The sequence below is a fragment of the Gammaproteobacteria bacterium genome (genome assembly GCA_013214945.1).
GTDB lineage: Bacteria > Pseudomonadota > Gammaproteobacteria > Enterobacterales > Psychrobiaceae > Psychrobium.
Genome location: JABSRT010000007.1, coordinates 21,503 through 43,327, shown reverse-complemented (window position 1 = coordinate 43,327; position 21,825 = coordinate 21,503). Strand labels below are relative to the sequence as shown.

The window sequence follows — 21,825 nt, the reverse complement described above, 5'->3', positions numbered from 1 at the left end:
CACTTTAATAGCGCTATTTTAGCAATTGAAATGACTTTAGGTGCTGCTCTTTACCATTAATAATCAGCGCCAGTTGATGCAGCCCCGGATGAAAAACTCGGGTCGTTATCAACTTAAAACTTTGCTTGCGCTCAAAGTCATAATTTTGATTAGCGGCCAGCTCTCGCTCGCTAATTTTGAATACCTTGCGGCTAAGCTCACCATTTTTTTTCTGATAATACAGCCCATATTCTAGCCGAACCATTTGGTTTTTATTGGCGGTATTAGTCAATGAAAATGAAAATTCCAAATGACTACCAATTTTGACCTCTGGCGTTTTAATCTCGAAGTTGCTCAGCCCAACATAACGGCTATCAAAACCAAACAGCGTCAGTATTTCACTATTGCCTTGTTTTAATAAGGTGCGGCAGCCGTGTTTTACTAACCAGTCTGTTTCTTTGTCATGACCTAACCAAGATTTCGCCAATCCAATCACCACATCGGGATTGTCTTTAGCGATGTCATTAAGGTTATTAGCCACGCTGCGCCTGACGCTTTCATACGGATCTTGTTTAAGCTGATCAAAAATTGCCAGCAGTGGCGTTGGATCTTGTTTTAAACTCGGCAACGCCATCGCCCAAGGTAACCTTGGTCTAGCCCCTTCACTGGCCAAGCGCCTCACTCGACGATCATGATGGCTCGACCATAGCAGCATTTGTTGTAACATTTTGGCTTGGTATTTTACAATGAACGGCCTAACCGCAAATTCACAACTGGTATACTGAGTAATAAATTCAAACGCTGCGACTGAATTTTCGTAATCATCGAGGCCATACATCGCGACGTACTCGGGAAAAAACATAAATTCGATACTGTCTTCATAAATATCATTGCGGCGTAAGTTATCAATAATCTGTTTGATAACGGCCACTGCTGGCGCAAACTCCTTGGGTAAAAAATGATGCAGCACCTTAGCCGTATGGTTCATCCGGGCTTTTAATTCATAGTGCTCAAATTCAGCGCAAAAGATTAATGATTTAAACTGTGCCGGATCAAACGTTGTGATCGTCTGGCTTAATACCTGACTAAAACTGTCGTAAAACGATGTGTTATAAATATCTTTAAATAAACCACTCATAAACTCGATTCTGCCTTGCGCTGCTCCCAAAGCATAAATTTAAATAATTTTCACCACCACTGCAACCTCAGCCACTAAAAGATCGGCTTAAATATTGACAACTTATTAATTCAGCCTATCATTGACTATTCGTCACTGACGGAACGTCACTTTAAATATGGTAAAAATATAACATGGCTCCAAGAGTTTTAGATCAACAAGCATTGCAAGCACGCGAACAACAGATTATTGAGGCAGCCATTGCGCTCATTGAACGCCATGGCATCGAAAACTTAACGATCGATAAAGTGGTGGCCAAGGTGCCCTTTTCTAAAGGCACAGTCTATAAACACTTTGTTGGCAAGGAAGATTTGTTGTTAGCAATTAGTAATCATGCGATGTTAATTTTAACTGAGCTATTTTTACAGGCTGCGAGCCATCAGGTATGCACTCGTGAGCGGATGTTATTAATCAATTTTGCCTATTTGATCTTTGCGATATTACAGCCGTCATTATTTCAAACCGCATTGTGCGCTAAGGCACCCACGGTTTATGAAAAATGTAGCGCGCAGCGCCTAGCTGAACAAGAACAGCTCGAGCAGCAATTAATGGGCACTATTTATAACGTTATCGAAGAAGCAGTAGCAAAGGGTAACCTAACTTTGCCGAGTTACATGGATATTCAGCAATTGTGTTTTGCAGCATGGTCAATGTCATTTGGCACCATTACCTTGTTATCAAGCCAAGTGGAACAATGCGGCGGCCGCAACAATTTAGTGGTCGAGCGTGAACTGTTTAATCAAAGCAATTTATTTTTTGATGGCCTTAAGTGGCAGCCATTAAGTGAAGATAAAGATTATCGAACGGCGCTTAAGCAATCTTTAGAACAGGTATTTAGTAACGAGCTGGCGCTCATGCGTAACAATGGACGTGAGTTTACTTTTTAAACCAACATGAGTAAAAAATTGATCCGGTGCTTGCACCGTATTTTTTAATACAAATGATGACGATTCGTCACAATGGGAACTATGATGAAAAGCAGATTATATGGCTTGGTCGGTAAATATCCAATTTGGGTAATTCTGGTATGCATAAGCTTGGTAGTGCTAGCAGGTGCTGGCGCGCAAAAACTCGTATTCAAAAATGATTATCGGGTGTTTTTTAGTGACGAGAACCCACAATTAGTGGCGTTTGAGTCAATGCAAAAGATTTACAACAAAAATGATAACGTCGCATTTGTAGTGGTTCCTAAAGATGGCAACGTCTTTACTCGCGAGCACCTAAGTGCGATTAAAACGCTCACTAAGAAAAGCTGGCAAGTGCCTTTTTCTAGTCGAGTCGACTCAGTCACTAATTTTCAATACAGTTTTGCCGAAGAAGACGACATGATCGTTGAAGATTTGGTGATGTCGACCAAAAACCTCTCGGCTGAAGACTTGCAACGCATTAAACAAATCGCGGTCAGCGAGCCCAACCTAGTCAACAAAATTATTTCTAAAACTGGCCACCTTTCAGTGGTCAATGTCACCGTGCAACTGCCCGGTCTTGATCCGACCGTCGAAGTGCCACAGGTTGCGGCCTACGTCCGAACGTTACGACAAGAGTTTTTAACCGCTAATCCTGGTACTGAAATCTATTTGTCTGGCATGGTCATGATGGACACTTCCTTTAGTGAAGCTGCCATAAACGACAGCGCCACCTTAATCCCATTGATGTTTTTAGTGGTTATTATCACCATAGGTTTATTGTTAAGGACCATTACTGGCACAGTGGCTACTGTGGTGGTGATCATTAGCAGTATCGTCGGCACAATGGGACTTGCGGGCTGGTTAGGCTTTTATTTAACCGGACCATCTTCGTCGGCACCCACCATGATCTTAACGCTGGCTGTCGCCGATTGTATTCATATATTAACCTCGATGTTTTATGAAATGCGCCAAGGTGCCGACAAACGTCAGGCGATTGAAAGAAGTATTAAGCTCAACTTACAACCGATATTTTTAACCAGTATTACCACCGCCATTGGTTTTTTAAGCATGAACTTTTCGGACTCGCCACCGTTTCAAGATCTCGGTAACTTAGTCGCTATTGGCGTAATGCTGGCCTTTGTATTTTCAGTTACCTTGTTTCCGGCGCTATTAACTGTCTTGCCGATTAAGGTCAAACCACAGGTTGCTGGGCGCAAAGACGTGATGGCGCGCCTCGCCGACTTTGTGATTAAGCAACGTAAGTTATTGCTGCCGATAACCAGTGTTTTCATTATCGCGGCCACGTTATTTATTCCAAAAAATGAACTCAATGATGACTTTGTCAAATATTTTGATCACACAGTGCCATACCGCGTCGCAACCGATTACATGCAGGAAAACCTGTCCGGCATGATGCAGCTACAAATTTCAATTAAAAGCGGCCAAACCAGTGGCGTTAATAATCCTCAATACTTAGTCGCGGTTTCACAATTTAGCGACTGGTTACGCCAGCTGCCGCAAACCGACCATGTCAGCACGATTACCGATACCTTAAAACGCCTCAACAAAAACATGCACGGTGACGATCCAAGTTGGTATAAATTACCCGACAGCCAAGAGATGTCGGCGCAGTATCTCTTGTTATTTGAGATGTCACTGCCCTATGGCCTAGATCTAAATAACCAACTCGATGTCGATAAATCGTCAACCCGCATCGTCGCAACCTTTGAGAATATGACCAGCACTGAATTAATCGCGATTGAAAGTCAGGTTATTGGATGGTTTGAGCAGCACGCACCGCAATATCAAATTGATCTTGCCAGCCCCAGCCTAATGTTTGCCCATATTGGTCAGCGTAATATTACCAGCATGTTAGCTGGCACAAGCCTGGCCTTAATTCTCATTTCAGTGATGTTAGGTTTCGCGCTGAAAAGTTGGCGCTATGGCTTGCTCAGCCTGTTACCTAATATAGTGCCGGCTGCGATAGGCTTTGGCTTGTGGGGACTGTACGACGGTCAAGTAGGCTTGGGTTTATCGGTCGTCATTGGCATGACATTAGGCATTGTGGTTGACGATACGGTCCATTTTTTAAGTAAATACTTACACGCCAAACGGGAAAAAAGTGCCACCACGGTTGAGGCGGTTCATTACGCGTTTGATAACGTTGGCCGCGCCCTGTGGATCACCACCTTTGTGTTAGTTGCAGGTTTCACCGTGCTAGCGCAGTCATCGTTTAAACTCAACGGCGATATGGGCACACTGACCGCCACCACTATTTTCATTGCCCTGGTGGTTGATTTCTTATTCTTACCACCGCTGTTAATGCTGGTCGACAAGGCAAAAAATAAGCAATCAGCCCCGTCTGTTTCGCCACAATTGACAGACGATAACGACATCAATAGCAGTCAAATAACCGCTAAATAGTTAACTTAGTTGGCCACCCGCTTATTGGGTGGCCAGCCAACACTGGAGAATTGCAATGTTAAAAAAATCACTTAGCGCCTTAGTTATTACCACGGCACTGACGTTAGTAAGTACGCTAGCAGCCGCGCAGACCGCACAAGAAAAAGGCCTTGCCATTTCACAACAAGTTAAGAAAAATGATTTGGGCTGGACCGACTCTACCGCTGACATGTTAATGATTTTACGTAATAAACATGGCCAAGAAAGCATCCGTGACATTAAGATAAAGTCATTAGAGCAGCTTAACGATGGCGATAAAAGCCTGACGATTTTTAATAAACCGCGTGATGTCAAAGGCACCGCTTTTTTAAGTTTTTCTCACCCTCGAGCCAACGACGATCAGTGGTTGTATTTACCGGCGCTAAAACGGGTTAAACGAATTTCTTCGCGCAATAAATCTGGTCCTTTTATGGGGTCAGAGTTTTCATTTGAAGATCTTAGCTCATTTGAAGTGGAAAAATACCATTACAAATATCTGGCCGACGAATCGCTTAACGGCCTCGCAAGCTTTAAAGTTGAGCAATACCCGCAAGATGAAAACTCGGGTTATACCAAACGCATCGTGTGGATTGATCAACTTGAATTTCGGATCCTAAAAATAGACTTTTACGATCGAAAAAACTCGTTATTAAAAACACTAAACTATGTCAATTATCAGCAGTATTTAGCCCAATACTGGCGCGCTGACAGCATGATAATGGTTAATCATCAAACCGGTAAAAGCACCGAATTACAATGGAGTAATTATGCCTTTAAAACCGGACTCAGCGACAGTGACTTTAACCGCAACTCATTAAAAAGAGCCCGTTAATGGCTAACACCACAATGTTGTTCACCGCGGCTTTGCTGTTAACAACAAATAGCTGTGCCAACCACTTAGAGTTTTCGGGTAAGGTGGGCGTCGAGCAACGCTATTTTCAGCACACAGGTTTATACCCAGCTCAGCTGAGCCACTCTCAAACATCAGCCATTATCGAACCCGAATTTTATTGGGGCAGTGCCAGTGGCGATGACAGCGTGATCTTTAAACCATTTTACCGACTAGACTCGCAAGATGATCGACGCAGTCACTTTGATATTAGAGAGTTAGCCTATGTGCATGCTAGCAATGACTGGGAGCTTAGAGTTGGGATCCGTAAAGAGTTTTGGGGCGTTACCGAATTTCAACATTTAGTTGATGTCATCAACCAAACCGATGCTGTTGAAGACATCGATGGCGAAGACAAGCTCGGCCAACAAATGATTAACCTTTCTTTGGTTAATGACTGGGGCATTGTCGATTTATTTATTCTGCCAGGTTTTAGAGAGCGTCAATTTGTTGGACAAAACGCGCGTCTGCGCGCTGCACTGCCAATAGATAATGACCACATAACTTATCAATCGAAAGATCAAGAGCGCCATGTCGATTACGCCGTGCGTTGGGCCCATAGCTTAGGCGAGTTCGATTTAGGGGCCTATTGGTTTAAAGGCACCAATAGACAACCTGAACTTATCGCGGTGTCGAGCAGCGACGGTTTAGTTTTACGCCAATATTACCAACAGATGGATCAATTAGGCGTCGATGTTCAGGCAACCACGGGTGATTTCTTGTGGAAGTTTGAGAGCATTTATCGTCACACCGACCAACAAAGTTACTGGGCCAGCCAAGCGGGTTTTGAATATAGCTATTACGGCATTTTCGACAGCAGTATTGATTTAGGCTTGCTACTGGAACATGCGTGGGACTCACGAGGGGAAGGCGACCTAGTGACGGCCGGAGCGGCTTACCAAAATGACATTTTTTTAGGCAGTCGATTGGCCTTTAATGATGCACAAGACAGTACTATTTTGCTTGGCTTAAGCGGTGATTTAGACCATAACGCCAGCTCAATATTGCTCGAAGCAAGCCGTCGAATTGGCGAAAACTTCAAAGCGAGCATCGATTTAAGAGTATTTAGCAGCCACCAACCGACAGATCAAATATACAGCATTCGTCAAGATGACCACGCTCAGCTGTCGTTAGACTGGTATTTTTAACCGCCAGATTTAATCAGCGGTTGATGATGGAACGTTGTTGTAACCGCTATTGTTATAACAACATTCCAGTTCCCTGCCCTGTTAAAATGGTCAAATATTCATTGCGTAATCGCTACTATTATTGCTGCTGGTACTGATCAGAGCAAGCTCGCACAACAACCATTTTTAGATACTATATCAACAGCACCGCGGAACTTTATCTTCATATCCTGCTCAACAAAAAGTACGAGCTCAACTCTAAAGCCATTCCAGCGACGAATTCACCTTGACCGCTGATGCAGTTTGTCGTTGGCACTATTAACAACACTATTGTCGACAATAGTGTTTAGTTAACCAGCGCCATGCAGTACACTAGCGCTTATTTCAAGTAATGAGAATTCAACCATGAGCAATAACCAAAATGAGACCACCCACTTTGGCTACAAAGAGGTCAACGTCGGCGAAAAGCAATCAAAGGTTGCTGAGGTTTTTCACTCGGTTGCCGCTAAGTACGACATCATGAACGACGTGATGTCGTTTGGTGTGCATCGCTTATGGAAACGTTTTGCGATTGATTGTTCAGGTGTGCGTCCGGGCCAAAAAGTATTAGATTTAGCCGGCGGCACGGGTGATTTAACCGCCAAATTCTCACGTATTGTCGGCAGCACAGGTCAGGTAGTTCTGGCCGATATTAATGACTCAATGCTCAAAGTAGGCCGTGATAAATTACGCGATCTTGGGGTAGTGTCTAATGTTCAATATGTGCAAGCCAATGCCCAAGCGCTGCCATTTGCCGATAACACCTTCGATTTAATTACCATTGCCTTTGGCCTACGTAACGTCACCGATAAAGACGAAGCTTTGCGCTCAATGTACCGCGTACTAAAGCCAGGCGGCCGCTTGTTGATTTTGGAGTTTTCTAAACCAAGCAATCAATTGCTGACTAAAGCCTATGATATCTACAGTTTCAATCTACTGCCTAAAATCGGCAAACTAATTGCTGATGACAGCGAAAGTTATCAATATTTGGCCGAATCAATTCGGATGCACCCTGATCAAGATACCCTGCTATCCATGATGGATACGGCCGGCTTTGAGCAAACCCAATATTACAATTTAACGGGCGGTATAGTTGCATTACACCGTGGTTATAAGTTTTAAATCACCGTCATTGCCCAAGGAGCTAAGATGCCTTTTCCAAGTTTAGTCTGTGCTGTTATTGAAACAACGATCAATCAGTTACTGACTCTCGATGCCAGTGCCGACCACAGAATCGCACCGCTTAGAAATAAGGCATTTAAGCTCACGTTGCAGGAATATCGCCAACCGCTGTATTTTTTCTTTAACCAGCAACGGGTCGAAATCCTCAGTCAATATGAAGGGCCGTTAGACGTCGAACTCACGGTAGCGGCAAGCGCGCTGGCGCAATTACAAAACAATGGCGCGATCACCGAGTTAATTAAGTCAGAACAATTAATTATTAGCGGCGACATCAAGTTATTGCAACAATTCGCCGAGTTACTGACTCAACTCGATATTGATTGGGCCGAACATCTGTCGCACTATACCGGTGACGTGATTGCGTACCACACCATTGAAAACCTGAACAAAATCGGCACCAAGCTCAAAATGCTAAAATCGGCCGCGCACGAGCAAGCAGCGGACTATCTTACTCAAGAACTCAGACTTGCACCAAGCCAGCTTGAATTTGTGCACTTTAGCGATCAGGTGGCCTGCTTAAACCAAGACTTGATTGAACTTGAGTCACGTATTTCGACATTAAGGTCATAACACCGCCATGAAATTCACGCGCATTCGCCGCTTTTACCAACTTAATAAAGTTTTTTTACAGCATGGTCTTGACGAGCTCATTCCTTGGCACATGCTGCCGTGGTTTATAAAATTTGGCCGTCATTGTTTCTTTTGGCTGCAAAATCGCCATCAAGATAAATCTCAAGCCCAGCGGATCCGCTTAGCGCTTGAAGCCTTGGGTCCGGTCTACATTAAGTTTGGCCAAATGTTGTCAACACGGCGCGACTTGCTCAGTGACGAGATAGCGGGTGAACTGAGAAAACTGCAAGACGAGGTTCCGCCTTTTTGCCCAGAACAAGCGGCAAAAATAATTAGCGATAACCTAGGTTGCCCGATTGATCAGGTGTTCGATGATTTTGAGGCTCAACCAATGGCCAGCGCCTCCATTGCCCAAGTTCACGCTGCGACCCTCAAGCAAAATGGCCAGACGGTCGTGATTAAAGTGATTCGTCCTAACATTGCTAAAACCATCAAAAGCGATACCGATTTGATGGCAACTTTTGCCCGCGTTATTGAAAAAATAGCGCCAATAAGCAAAAGACTACGCCCAGTTGAAGTCGTCAAAGAATATACCCGCACTATTTTTGACGAACTGGACATGATCCGAGAAGCACAAAACACTCAGCGACTACGGGCTAATTTTGAAGGTTCACCGTCATTATACGTGCCATTTATTTATAACGAACACAGTTACGCTAACATGCTCGTCATGGAGCGTATTTATGGTATTCCGGTAGCTGACATCCCGGCGCTAAAAGCTCAAAATACCAATTTCAAACTGCTGGCTGAACGTGGCGTTGAAGTGTTTTTCACCCAAGTTTTTCGTGATAAATTCTTTCATGCTGACATGCACCCCGGCAATGTTTTTGTCTCGTACGAAACGCCCGAAAATCCTAAATACATCGGGATCGATTGTGGCATTGTTGGCACGCTTAACAATGAAGACCAACGTTATTTAGCTGAGAATTTCCTCGCTTTTTTCAATGGCGATTACCGCCGGGTAGCAACCCTGCATATTGATTCCGGCTGGGTTCCACCAGACACTGATCCCGACGCCTTTGAAAGCGCTATTCGCGCAGTGCTTGAACCTATTTTTGCTAAACCCTTAGCTGAAATATCTTTTGGCCATGTATTAGTCAGCTTATTTAACACCGCCAGACGCTTTAATATGGAAGTTCAACCGCAATTAGTATTGCTGCAAAAAACCCTGCTTTATGTTGAAGGATTAGGGCGTCAGCTCTATCCACAGCTCGATTTATGGGAAACGGCCAAACCTTTCCTTGAACGCTGGATGAAAGAGCAAATGGGCCCCAAAGCCTTTTATAAATCGGTTAAAGCTAATGCACCATTTTGGGCCGAAAAATTGCCTGAGCTACCTGACCTAATTTATGATAATCTAAAATTACACCAACGCCACCAGCAACAATGGCACCAGAGCCAACGATTGATGATTAATAATCAGGTGTCGCAGCATAAAAGTAGTCGCTGGATGGTAATAGGTAGCACATTATTGATCTGTGCTAGCCTTTTCTATTTAAAAAATGGCGTATCATGGCACTCTCTGGTTTTGGCTGGCGCTGGAGTAGGTTCGTGGCTATTGAGCGGGCGGAATAAAAGCCAGTATTCAGATTGAGCTGAACTAGCTTAATCTCAGCAAACTTGTTTAAAATTGATATTTTTGGAGTAGTAATGGGCAACATCGGTATTTGGCAGCTTCTAATAGTCGCCGTCATCATCATCTTACTTTTTGGCACTAAAAAGCTTCGTACTCTAGGCAGCGATCTGGGTTCGTCGGTTAAAGGCTTTAAAAAGGCCATGGCGTCCGAAGAAGAGAAAAAAGTAATAGAAGAGCAAGAAAAGGCTCAAACTATTGCCAATAAAGAGTCGGCACAAAGCAAAGACAAAGAGCAGGTATAAAACCAGATGTTCGATATTGGACTATGGGAACTCATTGTTATTGGTGTGTTAGGCCTTATTGTGCTTGGTCCTGAACGACTGCCTGTCGCTGTAAGATCGGTCTCGCAATGGATTCGCACTGCAAAAAAAATGGCTAGCAATGTCAAAGATGAGCTGGCCCAGGAACTTGAAATTGATAAGCTCCATGCAGATTTGAAACGAGCAGAAAGCTACAGTAAAGACTTAAATACCAATTTGATCCCAGATGAATTGCACGAGTCGATCAAGTCATTGCAACAAGCAGCACAAGACGTCACGCGACCTTACGAACGCTCAAGTAACAAAGTCGTCAATTCTGACACCGCACAAGACAAAGATTAATTATGCCCCAACAACAACCATTAATTAGCCATCTGATGGAATTAAGGAACGGCCTGCTTAAGTCCGTTCTTAGTATTTTTGTGATTTTTATTTGCTTAGTCGCCTTTGCTAACGACATTTATCACTACATTTCCAAACCACTGCTTGAGCAGCTGCCTGACGGTGCAACAATGATTGCTACTGGGGTAACCTCATCATTTTTTGCGCCCTTTAAATTGACGTTAATGTTGTCATTTTTTATCGCTATTCCGGTGGTATTACACCAAATATGGTCATTTATCGCGCCGGCGCTGTATAAACATGAAAAACGCTTAGTCGCGCCATTTTTACTGTCGAGCACCTTATTGTTTTATGCCGGCATTGCCTTTGCTTATTATGTGGTTTTTCCGGTCGTTTTCGGGTTTTTCACCAGTGTCGCCCCTGAGGGCGTTACCATAGCAACTGACATTCAAAGTTATTTAGATTTCATTCTTAAGTTATTTTTTGCCTTTGGTTTGGCCTTTGAAATTCCGATTGCGATCGTGTTAATTTGTTGGGCTGGACTGACAACGCCAGCTCAATTACGAAAAAAACGCCCTTACATCGTTGTGGCAGCTTTTGTCGTTGGCATGTTGTTAACCCCACCCGATATTATCTCGCAATCAATGTTGGCGATCCCAATGTTGTTATTGTTTGAGTGTGGGTTAATTGTTGCCTCTTTACGCAAGCCAAAGCTGGACGCTGAAGATGACGAAACCTCAACGACTCATGATTAACAATGGCAGTAACTAGCAAATGAGCAACGATTTTATTGATATCGCCGTCAACCTCTCGTCATCTAAGTTTAAAGATAAGCAAGATGAGATAGTTGCCAGAGCGCAAGCGGCAGATGTTGGTGCGATGGTAGCACTTGGTTGCAGCCTAGACGGTAGTGAACAAGCGCTGGCATTAGCCCAACGCTTTCCTAACGTTGTGTACGCCACAGCTGGCATTCACCCTCATGACGCCAGCAGTTTTTCGGACCAATCAATCGCAGACTTACGCCAACTTGCCCAGCAGCCAGAAGTAGTAGCGCTTGGCGAGTGTGGTTTAGACTATAATCGTGATTTTTCACCACGGCCACAACAACGGCTGGCTTTTGAAGCCCAGCTGCAACTAGCGGTTGAGTTAGACCTGCCAGTGGTCATGCACCAACGCGATGCCCATGACGATTTTATTGAGATTGTTGGCCGCTATCGTCATTTGCTAAAAGACATGGTATTGCACTGCTTTACTGGCACCAAAGCCGAGCTAATTGATTGCATTGCGTTAGATTTGCACATTGGCATTACCGGCTGGATTTGTGATGAGCGCCGTGGCCTCGAATTAAAAGAAATTGTTGCGCTTATTCCTGACAATCGTTTAATGATTGAAACTGACGCGCCATTTTTATTACCAAGAAACCTCCAAAAAAAACCAAAACCAAAATATAACGAACCAGCATACTTACCGCATATTGCAGCAGAAATTGCACAGGCAAGGCAGCAACCTTTATCTACCTTAAGCATTAACTGTTTAGCAACCACCCAAAAGTTTTTTAAACTTAATCGATAACAAGGAGTGTTCGATGATTAGCTATATCGTAAACAGGGCATCAACAATACCTTGGGTATTGCTGATAGTAATAGGTATTTATACCTTGGGCAGCTCTTTCGTTGAGATAAAACAGTCGCTGCTTGTTACTAACGATTCTATTGCTTATCACGATCTCACTCGCGGTTTAATTGCTGGCGCGATTACCCTAGCAGCTTTGTGTTATCTGCTTTGTTCTCTTATCACTAAAGATCCAAGTTACCGCCACCTTGGCGGCTACAGCCTAACCAGTCTTGCTGTTATTTTACTGACCGCTAACTGGCTGCAACCAGCAGTAATTGTTGAAGGCTCATGGCAACAAACGTGGCTGCCAGCAAGCGCGGCGCTGATGTTATATCTGTACGCTCAGCACAGCCGTTATAGCTTAAAGTCTGATTCGGTAGTGCCAAACTATCTATTTTGTACCTTGCTCAATTGGCCTTTACTCCTAGTAACCGCGGCATTATTGCTGATACCCACCAACATTGCTTGGTTGGTTGTTGGCGCAATATCATTGCTAAGCGGCGTGGTTATTAGTGCTTTTCTGCTTAAACTAACCTATCTCAAAAATAAACCAGCCTGCGGGCTACTGTTTAGCATGTTATGGCTGCTTAGTTGCTTAGTGATGGCACTGCTTAACTACCATGGCATTGTTACGGCCGGCATTTCAAATAGCAGCATGATTCAACTGGGCTTAGTTGGCCAATTGCTGGCGCTGTACTTGATATCATATCGACGTTTTTCGCAGCAATACCAAGGTTTATTAACAGCAAAAAGCCAGGCACAAGCGACGATCTCGACTCAAGCTGAGCAACTAAATTTGGAGCAGCAGCAAAGTGAAGCGCTGCAACTTGACCTTGAAGCCGTGGTATCAGAGCGAACATTCGAACTCAATATGACCTTGCGCGAGCTGCAAGAAACCAACAGACGCCTTGAAGAGCAGTCGACTATAGATGCTTTAACGGGGGTCAAAAACCGCAAGTTTTTTAATCTGCGTTACGCTGCAGAACAGTTGCTAAGCAGGCGCCAGCAAACCCCGTTAAGCTTGTTATTGTTAGACGCCGATCATTTTAAACGCGTAAATGATAATTACGGCCACATAGCTGGTGACCAAGTATTGATTGAGATTTGCCTCCGGGCGACCCGAGTGCTTAAGCGCCCGAGTGATAATGTCTGCCGTTATGGCGGCGAAGAGTTTGCCGTACTGCTGCCAAATACCGATAGCTTAGGCGCAGAAAAAGTTGCCCAAGCCATTTGCCAAGAAATTGCCGCGACGCCAATAGCCGCCGACTCAAATCAACTTGAGATCACGGTAAGCATTGGCGTATCAACCACTATCGTCGCCCCGACATTACACCCTGATGCGCTACTTGCCGCAGCCGACAAGGCGCTTTATCAGGCAAAAAATGCGGGGCGAAATCAAGTCGCTATTGCCGAGTCTATCGACAATAATTAACACATTAAGGAGTTTACCATTGAGTAACTTAGCCGGAGCTTTTCCTAGCCGCCGAATGCGCCGTATGCGCAAACACGATTTTAGCCGACGCTTAATGGCAGAAAATAATGTCACCGTTAACGATTTAATTTACCCGATGTTTATTGTTGAAGGAAAAAATCGCCGCGAAGAAGTCGAATCAATGCCTGGCGTTGCGCGCTTGTCTATCGATTTACTGATAAAAGAAGCCCAAGAGTTAGTCGACTTAGGTATTCCGGCCATTGCGCTATTTCCAGTCACGCCAAGTGGCTTAAAATCGCTAGACGCCGAAGAAGCTTATAACGATGACGGTCTGGCTCAAAAAGCCGTGCGCGCGTTAAAGCAGTCATTTCCTGAGTTAGGTGTGATTACCGATGTTGCATTAGACCCATTCACTGTCCATGGTCAAGATGGCATTATTGACGCCAACGGTTATGTTATCAATGACGTCACAACCGAGATTCTGATCAAGCAAGCACTGTCGCACGCCAAAGCAGGCGCTGACGTGGTTGCACCATCTGACATGATGGATGGCCGCATTGGCGCCATCCGCGCGGCGTTAGAAGAGCACGGTTATATTCATACCCAAATCATGGCCTATTCAGCCAAGTATGCTTCTAGCTATTACGGCCCATTCCGTGACGCTGTTGGCTCGGCCAACAACCTCAAAGGTGGCGACAAGAAGACCTACCAAATGGATCCTGCCAACAGCGATGAAGCGATGCAAGAGATTGCCCTCGACATTGAAGAAGGCGCCGACATGGTTATGGTTAAACCGGGCATGCCTTATCTCGATATAGTACGCCGCGTTAAAACTGAGTTTGGTGTGCCAACCTTTGCTTATCAAGTAAGTGGTGAATATTCAATGCACCAAGCCGCGATTCAAAATGGCTGGCTCGACGAAAAATCCGTCGTGATGGAGTCGTTACTGTGCTTTAAACGCGCCGGCGCCGATGGCATTTTGACCTACTTTGCCAAGCAAGTAGCCCAGTGGTTAAAAGAAGCTAAGTAAGCTGTTAGCTACTAATTAATACGTCGGGGGCATTAGCCCCCTTTTTACTGCCTACAATTAGGCTTAACTGTTTATCGCCCGGCTATTTTTAAGCCGCTTGCTTAACGCAGGTTGTGAAATACCAAGCAAACGCGCCGCTAGCGACTGATTGCCCTTGGCCCTGCTCATCGCCTCTTCAACCAACAGCTCACTGGCTTGCTTTAAGGTTGGCAACACTTTACAGTCGGTAAACGATTGATCCAATTGACTAGCAAGCTGCTCAAACGGTGGACATTGGTCAATAACTTTCTTAAACGCATTCATCGACAATATCCCCGATTGATGGGTACTCACCGCGTCAAAAGTCATTGCGCGCAGCTCCCTAATATTACCCGGAAAATCGTAGTTTTCGAGCAATAGTGCCAGTTCTGGCGGAATGCTCACCTTATTTTTTGTAAACTCTTGCGCCGCTTGCACTAAAAAATGCTCGAGCAGTAATCGGATATCGCCTTTGCGCTGACGCAACGCTGGAATTTCAACATGATGGATTTTCAGTCGATAATAAAGATCGTTTCTAAACTCACCACGGTCTTTTTTCTGTTGTAAATTTTGATGGGTCGCGGCAATAATTCGGGCATTGATCCGTTTAGGCGTGTCGCTGCCTACTGGGTAGTACTCGCCCTCTTGCAGCAAGCGCAATAATTTCACCTGCGACGCCATGCTCAGATCGCCTATTTCATCAAGAAACAAGGTGCCACCAGACGCGCGCTCGATCATGCCTGAACGCGCCCGATCGGCACCAGTAAATGCACCACGTTTATGACCAAACAAGGTATCTGCAAACAGATTATCATCGAGCCCAGCGACATTAACCGACACCAACTCGCCGCTGCAACCACTGGTAATGTGGATTGCCCGGGCAATTAGCTCCTTGCCAACGCCACTTTCGCCAGTAATTAAAATTGGTTGCTGACTGTGGGCAATCGATTCAATGTATTGAAAAATAGAATGCATTAAATGGTCATTGCTGATGATGCTAGCAAATGCCTCGTGCTGAACGTTATTGCTCTCGAGCAAGCAATTGCGCATTGCCTGATTTTCGAGTTTAAGTTCTTGAAAGCGGATCACCCGCGTAATATTACTGCCTAAGCGCTCTGGCTCTTCGGTTTTAACATAATAATCATAAGCGCCTGACTTAATGCAATTAACAGCCGAAGTGACCTGATTAATGCCACTAACGATAATGACCGCAATGTGCGGGTATTGCTCAATAATTATCGTCAAGAGCTCTTCACCCGAGATAAACGGCATATTGAGATCAAGGATCACAATGCCAACATTGTTTGTGGCCAACAGCCCAAGCACCTCACGGCTATCCTGACATTGAATGATATTGTTAACGCCACAATGTCGCTCAATGGTCAGGCTCAGGCTCCGTAAAAAACTCGCTTCGTCATCGCAAATCAGCATGCTGAAGGAGGGGTACAATCTTTTACTCATAATTAGCCTTGTTTAAGCGGTAGGGTAAGTGAAACTTGGGTGCCTTGATCAAGCGTCGACTGAAATTCGAGCTTGCCTTGGTGTTCGCGGACAATGCCGGCAGATACCGACAAACCCAGCCCAGTGCCGCCCTGTGAACGTTTACTGGTATAAAAGGGATCCGTTACCCGTGATAAATTAGCCGGTTCAATACCTACTCCGGTATCTTCGATCGTAAAAATAATCGCTTGCTGAATTTGATCGAAGCGAGTTTTGATCATAATTGACTGACTTGGCTGACTTAATGCCTGGCAGGCATTAAGCAATAAATTAACAATAACTTGCTCAATCCGTTGGCCATTGCCCTCAAAGGTCGGCAAAATCGGATCATAATAAGTATCAAAGTGATGGGTCGATTTTTCGATTGTTTTGCTCATTAGACGCACGGTAGTCTGAACCAGCTGGTTAAGATCTAACTGGGAGGAAAATTCAATGCTCGACTCTTCTTTGCTAATAAAGTGAGTTAAATCGTCAACGATCGCTTTAATCCGCCGACTGGCATTATGCATATCGGTGAGAGTTTCTGGCAATACCGTTTTAAGGCGATCGTAATCAAGCCCCGCCAACCTAAAGTCACCATGATGTTCGTGGTAAAACTCGAATATTTCATCAGACTGCTCAAACACTTCATACAATAACGGAAAGTTTAACGTCAAAATTCCACACGGGTTATTAATTTCGTGGGCAACACCTGAGGCCAACACACCTAACGAAGCCATTTTATCGGCATGCAATAATTGTAACTGTTGTTGCGCTAATTCAGTCGTACGCTGGTCGACCTTTTTACGCAGGGCTTTGTTCCAAGCGACCACACCAATGCTAATCAATAATAACAGCACCGAAATGGATGCAGTGATCACTCCAATTTTTTTCCATGGCAATGCCGCTGGCACCCCAAACCATTGCTGGTAAATTTGTTGCTGACGGCCGGTATTTTTTAAAATAGCCATGCCTTGGGTAAATTGTTCCAACAGCAGCTCATTGCCCTTGAGCACGGCATAACCATAGGGCTGTGGATCAAATCGGCTATGAACCGTTTCAAGATTTGACAAGCCAAGTTCTTTGGTCAAATAAAGTCCCGGCAAGTTAGCACCAGCAGCAAAGTCATGCTTGCCCGACGATAACAAGCGCAAAGCATCGGCATGGGTATCCACTAAAATAAGCTGTAAATCGAGATCTAATCGCCGTAATAACTCATGCATTAAACCATCACGCTGCACGATAATTTCACTGCCACGTAGTCGTTCAAAAGACTCAAATTCAGGGCCGTCAACGCGCCCGAATAAGGATTGGTAAATCGAAGAGTGTACTGGGCCAAAGCTATAGTTTTTCTGGCGCTGGTCTGTGGTAATAATGCCCTGCAGAATATCAATTTCGCCGCGGTCAAAACTGCTGCGTGTTTCGCCCCATAAACCTAAACGGATTTCAATGCTGACTCCCATCACCGAAGCAATTGCTTTGGTTAAGTCGACATTATAACCAGCGGGTTCTCCATTTTTATCAATAAATTCAAATGGGGGATAGTTGTAATCACCACCGACGATAATGACTTGGTTTACTTGTGATTGGTAAACGTCACCGGCCGCAAAAGCACCATTAGAGAGAACACTCATACCTAGCATTAACAACCACAATGCTAGCAAACTATTTAGACCTTTCACTGAGTACTCACAAATTTTTAACTGGCTGTCATTATATACTCAAACGACTTGATATTGCAGGGTTGCAAGCTTTTCAGGTGAGTTTCTGTGAATGTCGCAAGGTAGGTATTATTGAGTTAGCCTGAGTTCTGGATAAAAAAACGGCGGCACGAAGAAAACTTCGGCCGCACGATATCAACATAAATTTAATGCCATTGGTTTAACGACCAATATTAGCTAAATGGTTAAACGATTTTAGCCGCTACTTCTTGTTCTGGTGCTTGATACGCTTGCTCACCATTATAAATCTGCTGGTTTAACTCACCTTCACTTTTGCCAATCAATAGGCTAACCATTAAATCGCCAGTAACATTCACTGTGGTACGCGCCATATCTAAAATGCGGTCAATGCCCGCAACTAATGCAATGCCTTCTAGTGGCAAACCAACCGTTGTTAATACGAGTGATAACATAATGAGTCCAGCACCCGGCACACCTGCAGTACCAATTGACGCGAGTGTTGCTGTCGCTATTATTGTCAAATAGTCAGTCATTGATAAATCAATGCCAAAGGCTTGGGCAACAAAGAGTGCCAACACCCCTTGGTATAACGCCGTTCCGTCCATGTTAATGGTTGCGCCCATTGGCAAAACAAAGCTAGAAATACTGCGTGATATGCCAAGGTTTTCAGTCGCACATCGCATGCTAACGGGTAAAGTACCGGCGCTGCTTGTAGTAGTAAACGCAACAATTTGGGCGTTAAGAATACCTTTAAAGAAGCGCTGTGGATTTAACTTAGCAACCAAACCTACAAGGCCGCCACCAATGAATAATACGTGAATGATGCAGCCAACATAAACTAAAACAATCACCTTAATTAACGGTAATAAAACGTCCATTCCGTATTTGCCTGCCACCCATGCCATTAGGGCAAACACACCATACGGAGCAAACTTCATCACTAATTCAGTTAACTTGTACATCGCTTCGGCAAAACCTTCAAACACAGCAATAACCGGCTTGGCTTTTTCACCAGCAAGATTAAGCGCAATGCCAAGCCCTAGCGCAAATACAATAATTTGCAAAATGTTACCCGCGGCTAATGCGCCAATTGGGTTTTTAGGAATTAGCGCCACAATGGTGTCGATCAGACTCGGCGCAGATTTTACTTCGTTCGCTTTAGTCGCCACCATTTCGAGTGCCGCACCAGGCTCAAACACAATGCCTAAGCCAAGACCGATGCTAATGGCTACAGCAGTTGTGGTTAGATAAATAACCATCGACTTGATGCCAATACGTCCCATTTGGTTAGCATCTTTCATTGATGTAACACCAACCACCAGCGAACAAAAAACCAATGGCACAATCAACATTTTAATCGCGCTGATAAACATCGTGCCAATCGGCTTAATGTATTCAGCCTGTTCGCCCAGTAGGCCGCCAGCCAAAATACCAAGGATCATCCCGATAAAAATTTTTGTCCACAGCGGCATCCCTTTAGGAGCCACAACCGCTTGAGCAGTGGAGTTAGACATATCTATTTCCTTAATTCTATTTTTATTGTTATGGGTTCATCCAGTTCTTGTTAAGGGACTTGGATGAAACAAAATTTATCAACTAGCCAATTGGCAAGTGCTAACGCGTTGTAAGAAACCACCAGCGATAATGGCTCGGCAGCAACAACGGACTCGTTATAACTGCAAAAATTAGACCAAAGAAACAAACTGACCTATCGAATTGAATTTAATAGATTTAATTGACTTACCGCAGATTATCTAAGGTTATAACTTTAGTAATAATTAATGACTCAACAGCCCTCGCTCGCAACAATAAAATACAAAAACACCGCAATGGCGCAACATTGAGCCAACATTAGATGCTGTTATAACAAAAGTTATTTATATAACTTTTGTTATACGACTGACGAGGGTATTGATACTTGATATATGCTCCAGCAGTTATCTCGCAAGATCCCGATAACGTGGCTTTGGCGTTAAGTTAATATATTTATTTACTGCTATATTTAATAAGAATTTTCAAGCTAGGTGCTATGAGTGATAAAATTTATTTTTGTCGTAATACCGATGGTTTTACAATTATTTTTCCCCAATCCTGTTGCCGCGCAAACATTAATCGTGCGCCACGTTCCGCCAGAATCGGCGCAAGATGTACGTAACCGATATTACTTAGCCATATTGACCTTAGCACTAGATAAAACCATCGCGACTCATGGCCCTTATCAGCTGTTGGCACATCACCTGCCAATGCAACAAGGCAGAACCATAGTCGAACTGCAAAAGCAGGCGCTCGACATTATGTGGACGGTCACCTCGATTGAACGTGAAAAGCAACTCGTGCCGATCCTAATCCCGTTGTTAAAGGGCTTGCTCAGTCATCGAATTTTCATTATCAATAAGCAAGATCAGGCGCGTTTTGCCGCGATTAAAAACATCGACCAGTTACGCTTGTTATCGGCCGGACAAGGACATGATTGGCCTGATTTAAAGATCTTACGCCACAATAACTTACCCACTTTTAGTAGCTCATCTTACTTGGGGCTGTTTGGGATGTTGTCACTGCGACGTTTCGATTATTTTCCCCGTGGCATTAATGAAGCATGGCAAGAGGTTGCTACCATTGCGTCAGACAACTTAATGGTGGAACAAACTTTGCTGCTGCAATATCCGTCACCAATTTACTTTTTCTTTAATCCGAGTAATACAGCACTGAAACAGCGAGTAGAACAAGGTTTGCTGCTAGCGATTAAGGACGGTTCTTTTGATCAACACCTTTATAGTCACCCCAGTATTAAGCAGGCATTGCAACTATCGAAGATGTCACAACGCAAATTAATTGCACTGACAAACCCACTGTTAAGTGCCCAATCAAAATCAATATTAGCCAACAAATCATTATGGTATGTCATTGGTGAAGAAAGAACGTATCAGGCCATTTCTGAGCGATAATGCCCGAGAAAAAAACTAGCTATAAATACCCAATATCATCGAGTAACATTACCACCCACTCCTTAATTACCTGCTATATTCAGTTAATGATAAAAATTTTTACTCGCGTAATTATGATAATTACCTTATTGGGGGGCAGTGGTCCTATTTTCGGCAAAACCTTAATTGTGCGCCACAAAGCGCCAGTATCAGCACAAGATTTACGCACCCAATATTTTTTATCTTTATTAAGCTTAACACTCGATAAAACCATACCAACCCATGGCCCCTATCAATTGCAGGTACATCAGCAGTCAATGCAACAAGGCCGAACCATAGTCGAACTCCAGAAACAGGCTCTTGATATAATTTGGAGCGTCACCTCAATTGAGCGTGAAAAAATGCTGGCGCCGATCCGAATTCCGCTGCTAAAGGGTTTGCTCAGCCATCGAATTTTCATTATCAATAAGCGAGATCAGGCGCGTTTTGCCGCGATTAAAAACATCGACCAGCTACGCTTGTTATCGGCAGGACAAGGACATGATTGGCCTGATTTAAAGATATTACGCCACAATAACTTAACCTCTTATAGCGGTTCATCTTACTTAGGGCTGTTTGGGATGTTATCACTGCGACGTTTCGATTATTTTCCCCGTGGCATTAATGAAGCATGGCAAGAGGTTGCGACCATTGCGCCAGACAACTTAATGGTTGAGCAAACTTTGCTGCTGCAATATCCGTCGCCAATCTACTTTTTCTTTAATTCGAGCAATAAAGCACTGAAAGAACGAGTAGAACAAGGTTTGCTGTTAGCGATTGAGGATGGTTCTTTTGATTTGCATCTTTATAATCACCCAAGCATTAAGCAGGCACTGCAACTGTCTAAAATGTCACAACGCACGTTAATTACGCTGAAAAACCCACTGTTAAGTGTCCAATCAAAATCAATATTAGCGAGAAAATCATTATGGTATGTCGTTGGGGAAGAGAAAAAGTATCAAGCCATCACCCAGCCGTAATAACAGCTCCTAGATG

At 44.1% G+C, this 21,825-nt stretch carries 19 protein-coding genes; 15 read left to right on the top strand and 4 right to left on the bottom strand.

What is annotated here, in order from left to right; all coding sequences use genetic code 11:
- Positions 1-13: 13 nt before the first annotated feature.
- Entirely contained in the window at positions 14-1,117 is a 1,104-nt protein-coding gene (locus HRU23_06700) for a DNA alkylation repair protein (protein NRA53818.1), read from the bottom strand.
- 173 nt (positions 1,118-1,290) lie between these two features.
- Between HRU23_06700 and HRU23_06695 the strand changes: the two genes are divergently transcribed.
- The 13 genes from HRU23_06695 to hemB all read left to right on the top strand — a co-directional run bounded on the left by HRU23_06695 (position 1,291) and on the right by hemB (position 14,687).
- Positions 1,291-2,043 (top strand): TetR/AcrR family transcriptional regulator, encoded by a 753-nt coding sequence (locus HRU23_06695; protein ID NRA53817.1) that lies wholly within the window; start codon positions 1,291-1,293, stop codon positions 2,041-2,043.
- An 84-nt stretch (positions 2,044-2,127) separates the two neighbouring features.
- Positions 2,128-4,488, top strand: a complete 2,361-nt coding sequence (locus HRU23_06690; GenBank protein ID NRA53816.1) for an MMPL family transporter — start codon at positions 2,128-2,130, stop codon at positions 4,486-4,488.
- Between the two features lie 55 nt (positions 4,489-4,543).
- A complete protein-coding gene (locus HRU23_06685) occupies positions 4,544-5,338 on the top strand; it encodes an outer membrane lipoprotein-sorting protein (GenBank protein NRA53815.1) in 795 nt (264 codons plus the stop codon).
- Positions 5,338-6,543, top strand: coding sequence for a hypothetical protein (locus HRU23_06680; protein NRA53814.1), 1,206 nt, complete (start codon positions 5,338-5,340; stop codon positions 6,541-6,543). The genes HRU23_06685 and HRU23_06680 overlap by 1 nt, the downstream gene beginning before the upstream one ends.
- A gap of 384 nt (positions 6,544-6,927) precedes the next feature.
- Positions 6,928-7,683 carry a bifunctional demethylmenaquinone methyltransferase/2-methoxy-6-polyprenyl-1,4-benzoquinol methylase UbiE gene (gene ubiE, locus HRU23_06675; protein NRA53813.1) on the top strand — a complete coding sequence of 252 codons (756 nt, stop codon included), beginning with the start codon at positions 6,928-6,930 and terminating at the stop codon, positions 7,681-7,683.
- A gap of 27 nt (positions 7,684-7,710) precedes the next feature.
- On the top strand, positions 7,711-8,313 hold the full coding sequence (locus HRU23_06670) for an SCP2 sterol-binding domain-containing protein (protein NRA53812.1): 603 nt from the start codon (positions 7,711-7,713) through the stop codon (positions 8,311-8,313).
- 7 nt (positions 8,314-8,320) lie between these two features.
- A complete protein-coding gene (gene ubiB / locus HRU23_06665) occupies positions 8,321-9,967 on the top strand; it encodes a ubiquinone biosynthesis regulatory protein kinase UbiB (protein ID NRA53811.1) in 1,647 nt (548 codons plus the stop codon).
- A 56-nt stretch (positions 9,968-10,023) separates the two neighbouring features.
- Positions 10,024-10,251 (top strand): twin-arginine translocase TatA/TatE family subunit, encoded by a 228-nt coding sequence (gene tatA / locus HRU23_06660; GenBank protein ID NRA53810.1) that lies wholly within the window; start codon positions 10,024-10,026, stop codon positions 10,249-10,251.
- Positions 10,252-10,257: 6 nt separating this feature from the next.
- On the top strand, positions 10,258-10,611 hold the full coding sequence (tatB, locus tag HRU23_06655) for a Sec-independent protein translocase subunit TatB (GenBank protein ID NRA53809.1): 354 nt from the start codon (positions 10,258-10,260) through the stop codon (positions 10,609-10,611).
- Positions 10,612-10,613: 2 nt separating this feature from the next.
- Complete coding sequence (gene tatC, locus HRU23_06650; GenBank protein ID NRA53808.1) at positions 10,614-11,366, top strand: twin-arginine translocase subunit TatC; 753 nt, start codon at positions 10,614-10,616, stop codon at positions 11,364-11,366.
- Between the two features lie 19 nt (positions 11,367-11,385).
- Entirely contained in the window at positions 11,386-12,183 is a 798-nt protein-coding gene (locus tag HRU23_06645) for a TatD family hydrolase (GenBank protein NRA53807.1), read from the top strand.
- A gap of 13 nt (positions 12,184-12,196) precedes the next feature.
- Positions 12,197-13,657, top strand: coding sequence for a diguanylate cyclase (locus tag HRU23_06640; protein NRA53806.1), 1,461 nt, complete (start codon positions 12,197-12,199; stop codon positions 13,655-13,657).
- Positions 13,608-14,687: a porphobilinogen synthase gene (gene hemB / locus HRU23_06635; protein NRA53805.1), complete on the top strand. Its 1,080-nt coding sequence runs from the start codon at positions 13,608-13,610 to the stop codon at positions 14,685-14,687. The genes HRU23_06640 and hemB overlap by 50 nt, the downstream gene beginning before the upstream one ends.
- A 63-nt stretch (positions 14,688-14,750) precedes the next feature.
- Here hemB and HRU23_06630 read toward each other — a convergent pair whose 3' ends face one another.
- The 3 genes from HRU23_06630 to HRU23_06620 form a co-directional block, all read right to left on the bottom strand.
- Positions 14,751-16,166, bottom strand: a complete 1,416-nt coding sequence (locus HRU23_06630; GenBank protein NRA53804.1) for a sigma-54-dependent Fis family transcriptional regulator — start codon at positions 16,164-16,166, stop codon at positions 14,751-14,753.
- 2 nt (positions 16,167-16,168) lie between these two features.
- Entirely contained in the window at positions 16,169-17,833 is a 1,665-nt protein-coding gene (locus tag HRU23_06625; protein NRA53803.1) for a transporter substrate-binding domain-containing protein, read from the bottom strand.
- Between the two features lie 257 nt (positions 17,834-18,090).
- Positions 18,091-19,380, bottom strand: coding sequence for a dicarboxylate/amino acid:cation symporter (locus tag HRU23_06620; protein ID NRA53802.1), 1,290 nt, complete (start codon positions 19,378-19,380; stop codon positions 18,091-18,093).
- A 519-nt stretch (positions 19,381-19,899) separates the two neighbouring features.
- Between HRU23_06620 and HRU23_06615 the strand changes: the two genes are divergently transcribed.
- Positions 19,900-20,811, top strand: coding sequence for a hypothetical protein (locus HRU23_06615; GenBank protein NRA53801.1), 912 nt, complete (start codon positions 19,900-19,902; stop codon positions 20,809-20,811).
- 113 nt (positions 20,812-20,924) lie between these two features.
- The gene (locus tag HRU23_06610; protein ID NRA53800.1) at positions 20,925-21,809 is read left to right on the top strand and encodes a hypothetical protein; all 885 of its coding nucleotides are present in this window, start codon (positions 20,925-20,927) and stop codon (positions 21,807-21,809) included.
- Positions 21,810-21,825: the final 16 nt, after the last annotated feature.

Bases quoted from the DNA above. Each gene is read 5' to 3' on its own strand.
- HRU23_06700 (NRA53818.1), bottom strand. From the start codon at position 1,117: ATGAGTGGTTTATTTAAAGATATTTATAACACATCGTTTTACGACAGT.
- HRU23_06695 (NRA53817.1), top strand. From the start codon at position 1,291: ATGGCTCCAAGAGTTTTAGATCAACAAGCATTGCAAGCACGCGAACAA.
- HRU23_06690 (NRA53816.1), top strand. From the start codon at position 2,128: ATGAAAAGCAGATTATATGGCTTGGTCGGTAAATATCCAATTTGGGTA.
- HRU23_06685 (NRA53815.1), top strand. From the start codon at position 4,544: ATGTTAAAAAAATCACTTAGCGCCTTAGTTATTACCACGGCACTGACG.
- HRU23_06680 (NRA53814.1), top strand. From the start codon at position 5,338: ATGGCTAACACCACAATGTTGTTCACCGCGGCTTTGCTGTTAACAACA.
- ubiE (NRA53813.1), top strand. From the start codon at position 6,928: ATGAGCAATAACCAAAATGAGACCACCCACTTTGGCTACAAAGAGGTC.
- HRU23_06670 (NRA53812.1), top strand. From the start codon at position 7,711: ATGCCTTTTCCAAGTTTAGTCTGTGCTGTTATTGAAACAACGATCAAT.
- ubiB (NRA53811.1), top strand. From the start codon at position 8,321: ATGAAATTCACGCGCATTCGCCGCTTTTACCAACTTAATAAAGTTTTT.
- tatA (NRA53810.1), top strand. From the start codon at position 10,024: ATGGGCAACATCGGTATTTGGCAGCTTCTAATAGTCGCCGTCATCATC.
- tatB (NRA53809.1), top strand. From the start codon at position 10,258: ATGTTCGATATTGGACTATGGGAACTCATTGTTATTGGTGTGTTAGGC.
- tatC (NRA53808.1), top strand. From the start codon at position 10,614: ATGCCCCAACAACAACCATTAATTAGCCATCTGATGGAATTAAGGAAC.
- HRU23_06645 (NRA53807.1), top strand. From the start codon at position 11,386: ATGAGCAACGATTTTATTGATATCGCCGTCAACCTCTCGTCATCTAAG.
- HRU23_06640 (NRA53806.1), top strand. From the start codon at position 12,197: ATGATTAGCTATATCGTAAACAGGGCATCAACAATACCTTGGGTATTG.
- hemB (NRA53805.1), top strand. From the start codon at position 13,608: ATGCGGGGCGAAATCAAGTCGCTATTGCCGAGTCTATCGACAATAATT.
- HRU23_06630 (NRA53804.1), bottom strand. From the start codon at position 16,166: ATGAGTAAAAGATTGTACCCCTCCTTCAGCATGCTGATTTGCGATGAC.
- HRU23_06620 (NRA53802.1), bottom strand. From the start codon at position 19,380: ATGTCTAACTCCACTGCTCAAGCGGTTGTGGCTCCTAAAGGGATGCCG.
- HRU23_06610 (NRA53800.1), top strand. From the start codon at position 20,925: ATGATAATTACCTTATTGGGGGGCAGTGGTCCTATTTTCGGCAAAACC.